This window comes from bacterium (genome assembly GCA_040757115.1).
GTDB lineage: Bacteria > UBA9089 > CG2-30-40-21 > CG2-30-40-21 > SBAY01 > JBFLXS01.
Genome location: JBFLYA010000017.1, coordinates 21,870 through 31,731, shown reverse-complemented (window position 1 = coordinate 31,731; position 9,862 = coordinate 21,870). Strand labels below are relative to the sequence as shown.

The 9,862-nt window shown below is 44.2% G+C and carries 1 protein-coding gene (running past one end of the window); it reads right to left on the bottom strand.

From position 1 onward, the window contains the following. Positions 1–9,862: part of an Ig-like domain-containing protein coding region (locus AB1422_02460; protein ID MEW6618208.1), annotated on the bottom strand (this coding region is incomplete at its 3' end). 19,596 nt of the annotated region lie beyond the right edge of the window; the window shows 9,862 of its 29,458 annotated nt.

Genomic DNA, 9,862 nt, shown 5'->3' with positions numbered 1-9,862 from the left:
TATGGGCACCATCCGGATAATTCTGTGTTACCCAGGTATATGTGCCATTGGGTGCTGTCCAGTAACTCGCTGAACCAACCTCATTCCCATCTATCAACACCGTCACTGTCCCTTCTATCCAGCTCGTCGTATCCTGTGCCGTAAATACTACTGCTACTGTGCCAACTAATACCTTTGCCCCGACTATTGCACCATCTATACTCGTTATGACCAATGCCGGGGCGGTATTATCCACCTTAAAGGCATTACTGATATTCGGTGTACCTGTACCCATAGTATCTTTAGGTGTAGCCTTTATGGTATAAGTCCCATCTTCTACACCAAGTGTATTCCATGAGAAACCAAATGGTGGGGAGATGTCGAGAGAGATTGGATACCATTCTACTGTTCCTTCTTTCCGATATTCAAATAATACTTGGTCAACATCCGAAGCGGCAGTTACCGTGCCTACTAATGTTCTGGAAACAACCGCGGGTATAGTGCCAAAAGTTACTGTCCCTGGGGTATTATCTACCGTAATCTCAGTATTGGTTGCCGTACCAAGCACCACACTCCCTGTCGCATAAGCTATTGCTCTAACTTTATAATTGCTGGCATCTGGGAATAGAGGCGTCCGCCAGTAGAATGTCCAATTATCACTACCATCTGTATCTGTTCCCCACGGCGGCGTAGTTGTGCCATTGACTGGATTATACCAGTTAGCCTCCGTCCCTACCTGGAATCGAACATACTGGGTATTTGCAGGTGCTGAAACCCTGATAGTTACTGTCCCAGAGACTCGTGAGCCAGACACAGGGTTGGTAATCGTAATAACACTGGTAACAACATTATCAACAATGACTGTCCTTAAGGAAGAATAACCAACATTACCCGCTGTATCTGTTGCCATCACCTGTAATGTATGAGCACCATCGGGTAAGGAGGTTGTATTCCAGGAATAAGTGCCATAGCCGGTAGTAGAAGTCCAGACCTGTGCATAACCCCAATTGTTACCATCAACTAATATGGTTGGAGTGCCGATAAGCGAAGTAACGGTATCATAAGCGATAAATGCCACATCAACCGTGCCTGCCAATACCTTTGACCCAGGGGTAGCACCATCTACTGCATAGATATTTACCTCAGGTGCTCTGGTATCTACACAAAATATTCTAACAACCTCACTACTGTAATTTCCCACCTCATCTACTGCCCGCGCAGTAAGTGTATGTGTGCCTTCAGGTAATTCAACCAGGGCGATAGTAAATGTCTCCGTTGCCTCATCAAACGCACCATCCATCGAAGAAGCAGAGTTCCAGGCGCCAGTATCAATCTTATATCGGACATCAACTATCTTAGTTGTGCTGTCCGTTGCAGTCCCTGTTAGATTGATGTCATTACCTACCACACCTGACAATGAAACTAAAGTTATACTCGGAGTCCCTCGGTCTATAACGAATGTATCATATCCTTCGGCAGAACTATCCGCAGTATTTGTCCCACGCACTGTAACCGTATGAGGACCATCAGTAGTAACTCCAACCTGAATAGAGAAATCCTCTTTAAGGTCTCCAAATGGACCTGGTAGCGAAGTCCAGGTACCACTATCCAATCGCCAGGCAATGGCACTAATCACCACACTTCCATCCTGCACATAACCTTTCACTGTAACGGTAGTGGTCCCTGCCGGGTCTGGGGATACTGGCGTAACATAAACAAATAACCCGCCTTTATCTACCGTAAATAAAATAAAGCCTACATCACCCCAGTTACCAAGGTTATCCTTACCACGAATATATGCCAGATGCTGACCTTCAGCAAGGTCTGTAATTGAAATAGTGCCTGTTACATTTACTGTGCGGCTACCAAACACACCTGCCATCGCTGTTGCTGTCCCTGGGTAAGTATCAATATAGAATTCTGCTGATGAAACATTGTTTAGCGAATCTGTCAAAGTAGCACTTAAGGTAGCCGTAGCATTAGTTGGGTTAGAGTTCACTTGAATATTTGATACGGTAGGTCCTCGTGTATCTATCTGGAATGAATAGGTCTTCTCCATAGATTCATTCCCGGCTGAATCAACACCAATTACCCTGACGGTATGTGTTCCTTCTGATAGTTCGTAGAGGTAAATAGTAAAGGTTTCCATCGCCTCATCAAAAATACCATCATTAGCAGATGCCACTAACCAATTACCAGAATCCAGGCGATATTTTACCGTAGTGATAGTTGTAAGTGTATCTGATGCCGTGCCTAAAATGGAGACATCATTAGTTGTTGCAGGTGACGGAATAGTTCCTAATTCAATCGTAGACGTGCCAATATCGATGACAAAGGTATCTGAGCCCGTCCCGTAATTTCCTGCCTCATCACCTGCCCGCACGGACATTGTCAAAGTCCCCTGCCATAATGACACCGTGCCAAAATCAAACTCCTCCTCTAATTCATCAAAGGTGCCATCTTTAGGCAAGATAGAATCACTTGCTAATATCGTCCCGGTGCTACTAATTAATGTCCAATTCAAAGAGGTAATCTTAGCGGTTGAATCTGCGGCATAACCCGTACTTCGCAAGGTAGTCGTCCCCAGCGGGTCAGGACTCACTGGATTAACTACCACCACAATATTTGCCTTTGCCACAATGAAGATAGTTGACTGCGGACTACCCCAGTTACCACGACTATCCTTACCACGCACATAGAGGAGATGCGTGCCATCTGCTAAATTACTAATATTTAGTGTGCCATAAACAGGACTGCTTAGACTACCTGTGCCGACCATTAATGTCCCGGTTGACGGATAGGTATCGACATAGAATCGTGCCTCAACTACGGGATTAAGGCTATCTGTAATTTGGGCGGAAATAGTAATCGTGCTATTAGTTACAATGGCAGATAGACTAAGATTGGTCGTCACAGGACCCGTAGTATCTATCTGGAATGTCCAGGTCTGGCTGGATGAAATATTCCCTGCCTGGTCAATTGCCCTTGCCACAACGGTATGTGTGCCATCGGCTAAATTATATAGGAATATGGTAAATGCCTCTGTGCCGGAATCAAATACGCCATCATTTGGCGTAGCCGAAATCCAGGCAGGATTAGAATCGAGTTGATACTCCACCCGCACAGCAGTAATTAAATCTGTCGCTGTCCCCAAAATAGCAACATTATTGGAACTGCCAGGCTCTACAGTTCCTAAGGTAAGGCTCGGTGTGCCAGAATCATAGACAACCACTACTGGCAATGACTCCAATCCTGGCCCGTTACCGAGTAGGTCTGTGGCTCGTGCCGTGATGGTATTTGACCCTTGTTGTGAAAGAACTACATAACGGCTAAATGTCCCCAAATTAGAAGCACTCACCGTCCCATATTCTACACTATTAAGGTAAAGGGTAACGGTAGATGAACCTTCTGCTGTCCCGTTTATAGTAATCGTAGCAAAGCGTGTAGGAGATGGCGGCTGAGCTAAAATGGGTGCGCCAGGTGCTGAATTATCAATAATTAATACCTGCAGTTCCGATTCCCCTATATTTCCTAAAGTATCTATTGCCCGAATCTTATAGATATGACTGCCATCGCTAAAATTAGAAGTTAGCCAGGTATATGTGCCATTAGGTGGCCACCATTGTGTAGTGTAAGTCGCTCCATCAATATAAATGGTCGGTGTCCCAGAAATACTCACAATTGAATCTACACCAGTGAATATAACTGATACTGTTCCCCGACGAATTACCCCGGTCGCAGGTGCAGTAATATTCACCACTGGTCCCTGGGTATCCATAATGATACTATCATAATTTGAGCCGCCAATATTGCCGGCATTATCCATTGCCCAGACATAAACAGTGATTGTGCCTTGCGTAGTAGTGCCCAGTTGTGTTGCTGTTCCTGTAGTCATCAAGCCCTGTGTAGTCCCAGAACCATCCCTGAATGAATAATAGTACCAGGCAATCCCTGAAGTTGTATCCTGACCTACCCAAACTATATCTAAGAAGTTGGTTGTGGTATAGGTTGCTCCTTGATTAATTTGCACCCAATTAATCACTGGTCGTGTCATATCAACCGTAATCTTTACCTTTGAAGTAAATACATTATTAGCAGAATCTGTGGCTGTGGCATAGATTTCTTTTAACCCATCACTTGCCGTCCCGGTGATAGTATGAGTGCCGGTAAAGATATAGTCGCCAGCAACCAAATCCGCCCCTTGCCCATTGTCTCTTAAGTCAAGTGTTGAGCTGGCACTACCATCTATCTTCTTCAACTCATCCGCTAAAATCTGAACTGAGGTAATATTCTGTGAATCCTTAAGATTATAGTAGAAGGTAACTGTATCGCCTTGTTTCACATAAGTCTTATCAGCAGACAATTGACCAACAGGTGGTGAGACATCAACGATAATTGTATCAGCGGCAGATGTCCCGATATTGCCCGCATTGTCTTCTGCCCAAACATAGATAGTAACTGTGCCTTGGAGTGGCGTCGTTAGTGTGCCGGTAAGTAATGTAGTAAATACACCATTCTTACTACCACCATTATTCTCAAATGAGTAATAATAGCCTTTAACTCCAGAGGCAGGGGTTGTATCTGTGCCAGCCCAGCTAAAGGTCAAAATAGTAGTTGTAGCATAGACCGCTCCACCATTGATGCTGACATTACTGACTACTGGCGATACAGTATCTACAAAGATAGAATCACTACAGGAAGAGCCAATATTGCCAACCGTATCTACTGCCCAAACATATACAGTGACAGTGCCTTCGGCTGCGCCATAAAGCCTGCCAGAGGTAGCCGTAGTATATGTCCCGGTTGTGGTTCCAGCACCATCGGTAAAGGCATAGTAGTATCCTTTTATTTCTGTAGTGGCATCGGTAAAACCAGACCAGTCAAATTCAAGCCGTTTGCTGGTAGAATATGCCGCACCACCATTTATGACTACACTACCAGGAATAGGTGGCTGGGTATCATAAACTATCTTATCGGTATAGGTAGCAGATATATTACCTGCATTATCTCTAAATTGGGCATATACCCGTCGAGTGCCGTTAGTTGCAGTTCCTCCTGCATCGGTAGTTAAACTCCAGGACTTAGTCCCTGTATAGTATGTTTCCCATGAAGACCAACTATTATTGTCATTGGAAAATCTCATACTCCCCAGTCCTGAGAACGGGTCGTAGGCAGAGATAGTCAATGTTACGGTAGCATTGCGTGTATAGAGGTCGTGTTCATCAATAACTACTGTGCAACCAGGTCCTTGCGTATCCAGGATAATCAAGTCTCGCACCGTCGTGATTGTGCCTGCGGCATCCTGTAATTGCATATAAACTATCTTTAACCCATCACCAGAAGATAATGTCCAGGCTTGTGTGCCCGTAGGAATAGTTGGTGTTCCCCAGGAACTAAAGACCACCAGGTCATTACTAAATCTTATCCCTGTTGTATCTGACTCTACGGTATAGCTGAGTAAAACCGCCGTTGTGGTAGCATAGACTGCATCTTGATTAATGGTCAGAGTGCCGACAGGTGCAGTTAAGTCTAAGTAAATTGAATCAGAAGTCTTTGTGCCGATATTGCCTACCTTATCCTTTTGTTGATACCAGATAGTATGAGTGCGTTCAACTGCCGATAGTGTCCAAATCTTTGTCAAAGTTGGTGATTCCCATTCCAGCCAGTTCGTGCCATCTGTCCCATATCTCACCAAATCCACACCCGCAATATTATCGTAATAGGTAAGTGTTAATATCACATCTTGTGTAGTGGTATAAGTTGCACCTGCTTCTATGGTAATTGTGCCTACTGGCGGGGTATTATCAATGAATATCCTCACAGAATCGGTTGCCATTGAGGAATTATACTGATTGAATGACTCTACGCAGAGTGTCCAAGTGCCATCTGAAAATGCCTTTGTAGTCCAATATGCATTCCAACCATCTGCACGATAACTATCTATTGTCTTCGAACCACTACTACCTTGTAGATTCCAGTAGGTAGTAGTTCCTATCTGTTCAACCCAGAAATACACCTTATCCGCATCACCATAAGCCACTGCATCAGCAGTTATAGTGCCAACAATTACCTCATCACTATGAGGATAGATAATGGTTATTGCTTCAGGAATTTCATAGACACTTACCGTCTTTGACCTGACGGGTAGTCCTGAAGAATAGATATAAAGTGGCACATTTGCCTCTGAATCCCGAATACCCACCGTAGTATCTGTCCCTACAAATGATGTTGAACCATAAACCTCAACATCAAAGGTAGTTACCGGTGCACCTCGAGCATCATCGGTCAACTCTACCACTACAAAAAATGCCGTCTTTGACCCTGCTGATACCCAACTTGTGTATGTTCCCCCTACTGAATAATCTGCCATAACAATAGTCATCGACCCATTAGTTAATGTAATACTCCCTGAAGTCACCGTGCCTATAGCCACTGTATCTATCAACGGTTCATATACCTTATTATCATTCACATCACGATAGATAAAGATATTCTTAAACAATCGTTGTGCCTGAGCATCAGTAAGTGGTGTTACGCCACCATCCCGTGTCCAATGCAAACTCAATGTGCCAAATTCAATCGGTCTTGCTTCAGGTGTGCCGTTATGTTTAATCTGGATGGTTAACAAATCATTCTTTTCCCCTTCTTCCATTGTAGCTGGGGTAGAGGGTGCTGTATCCGAACCATATACCGTCGGATTTTCAGGTAAGATAAGGATAACCTGTGTTGATGTGATTAATGGAGTAGCTATTAAATTCAAGCGTATGTTATCTCTATCATCTTCTACTTTTGCATCCTGGTCCATATCTGCTTGCACCAAAAATGTCCTGGTGGCATAGCCACTGGCATCATGCAGCATCGTTACAACCAAAAAGTAGGTTCTGGAGCCCGCACCACCAATTTCCGTATTTACATCCGCATCACTAAATACAAAGGTAAGTGTGCCTCCTAAGAAGGAACTACCATAGTCTCCTGCAAGTATAGTCTTTATGGAAGTAGTATCTAAAGCACTATCATACACATTATCACCATTATCACAATATATACTGGCTGTCCCAAATAGTGCCTGCATATCCGCCAATGATAAAAATACTGCAGGGTCTTTCAAAAATCCGATACTCAATGTCCCAAAACTAATCGTTCCTGCCCGTTGAACACCATTATGGGTTATCTTCAATCTAAGTAAATCATCCTTTTGATTATCAAACATCCACAAAGGAGCGGTATCAAAGGCTTGTCCAGTTGGGTCAACAGGAATAGCTTTTACCTGACCTGAGATCGCTGGTGTGCCACTTACTGGTAAGGCGTAGTTAGTTGCCTCATCCCGTATTTCAATCAGTGTAGCCGTTGCAATCCTTGCCACAAATGTCCTGGTCTGTGTCCCGCTGGCAGAATCCTTTAGCTGGACAACCACAAAGAAGGCGTTTTGTGTACCTGCTTCCACCACTGCACTACTATTTTCTAACAGCGGGATAGTCCAGGTGCCATCCGTAGTAATCTGGCTGGCAGTTAATGTGCCAATAACAGCCGTATCATCTGCCGTCGTGAACGAACCATTACCATCTACATCACGGACTACTGTAATTGTGCCAAGCAAGTCCTTTGCCTGGGCAGAGGTCAACGGTGTATTGGCATCACTACCAAACCAGACGGTCACTGTGCCAAACTCTACCTTCCCAGCCGTGGGTGTGCCTTTGTTAATAATCATTATCCGCAAGACATCGTCTATATCCACCAGGTCACGCATTCGGGCAGGCGATTGCAGAGGCAAAAGTGGCACAGTATCGGTTACCACTACCTCCGGGTCAACCGGGATGCAGGTAATCGTGCCACTAATAGTTACAGAACCGGGACTGGCTGAGCTACTGCCATAGGACATCAACATCGCTGAATCTGTTTCCCACTCACGGCATAAAACATCTCTAATCGAATCAGTGTCCGTTCCGGCTTCTTGTATTGTGGCGACAAAACTATCACTTCCATGCCCGCTGGCGGTGTCCTTAATTGAAACAACGAGAAAATAAGTCCTTGTAGCCGGATAACTACCGCCAACCGGTGATAACCGAGTATCCGTTCCTTTAGGTATAAATATGGTCATTGTGCCGCCGGAGGTAATGGTATAACTTCCTGTTGTAGTAAAATTTGCCGCAGGGATGGTTAAAATAGGTGTATCAGTTAGAGTCCATGTTCCGCCTTCAGTCTGCGTTCCCTCATCCAGATACACACTAATCGTTCCAAATAAGGCATAGAATGTTTCAGTTGCCATCGGTATAGGTGTACCTTGAGGACCTTGCCAGGCTTTAAAAGTAGCAGTCAGGGTAGCAAACCAACCATCACCTGAAGTTGGTGTGCCTAAATGATGTAAGGTAATACTTAAAATATCGTTCATATCCAGGTCGCGCATCGTTGGAACAGGGGCTTGATTTATCACCGTTACTCGTGGGTCAATTGGCACTGGCGTAATCAAAGTGGATGTCCCTGACTGACTTTCAATCGCCAGGTATAATTTGTCATCAGTATCCGCATCCTCTACTCGTGCATTATCAGTATCTATATTCACATAGAACTGCTTATTACTTGTGCCACTGGCATCTGGCTTTAACTTTATGACCAAAAAGTAGGTAGCAGTAGCGTTGATTGAATTAGGAAGACTACTACCTGATGGTTTAATCCGCGTGGAATACGACCCATCTTCAAAGGTAAATGTCAATGACCCATTAATCATCGAAGACGGTAAATGCTGACTTATGTTCCTATCCGCACCCCTATCATAAACCCCATTATTACCCTCATCATAATAAATTGCTATGTAGTCAAATAGCCTTTGTGCCTTGTCAGTAGTCATCAAATTACCATCTGAATATGTAAATCTGAGATTCACCTGACTGAATTCTATTGCCGCCTCATTGGCATCGCCTTGATGGATTAAAGTTAGTTTTAAAATCTCTTTATCCCTGGTATCAGCAATACCGGTATTAATCGTAATAGGCGTAACGATTAATTTAGGTAGTGAGGCTGTGCCGGTAATGACCACCTGTGTAGAATAGGTTGCTTCCGTAGAGCCAACGCTAATAAGAATATCATCATAAGCCGACTCTATCGAACAATCTGCATCCGCATCTACTCTGGCAACAAAGGTATTCGGAGTGGCACTACTTGAAGTGCCAACTAATTCTACGACAAGGAAATATTTCTTTGTCGCCCCTGGAGTTACCGTAGCATAAGGACTATTATCCTGCAATCTGATACTCATTGTGCCATCTGCAGTAAATTCCGTTCGAGTGAAGGTGCCAATTGGCACAGTATCTATTCCTGAACTGTATGTCCCATCATTATCCACATCAAGATAGACATTGAATGTGCCGAAGATAGCCGCGGCCTGTGCCTGCGTTAATGCCATCATGGTATTACTTCCAAACCATACGGTCAATGTTGCAAATTCAATCGCACCTGCACCAGAACCACCATTATTGGTTATCTCAATCAAGAAGATGGCGTCCTTTTCTCCTTCGGTCATTTGCACCGGTGGGGTAACTGTCCCTGGTATTCGTGGGTCTGTTCGCCAGATAATATTGGTTATAGTAACCGTAGCACTAATCGGGATAGCGGTCATAGTGCCTGATTTTGCTCCAATACTCGCCGGGTCTAAATATAATTTAATGTTGTGGATAGTATCTTTGATAGTTACATTTGCCGTTCCAACCTCAGCGCTGTATGTCCTGCTGGCATAACCAGACGCCGTGCCACGCAATTCAATTACTAAAAAGTAACTCCGCGTAGTACTACTGGCAATAGTCGCATTTAAGTCATTATCAGTAAAGTTAATTATCTGGTAACCTGCGGCATCTAATGATAATTGAGCGTTAGTAATCGTGCCAATCGG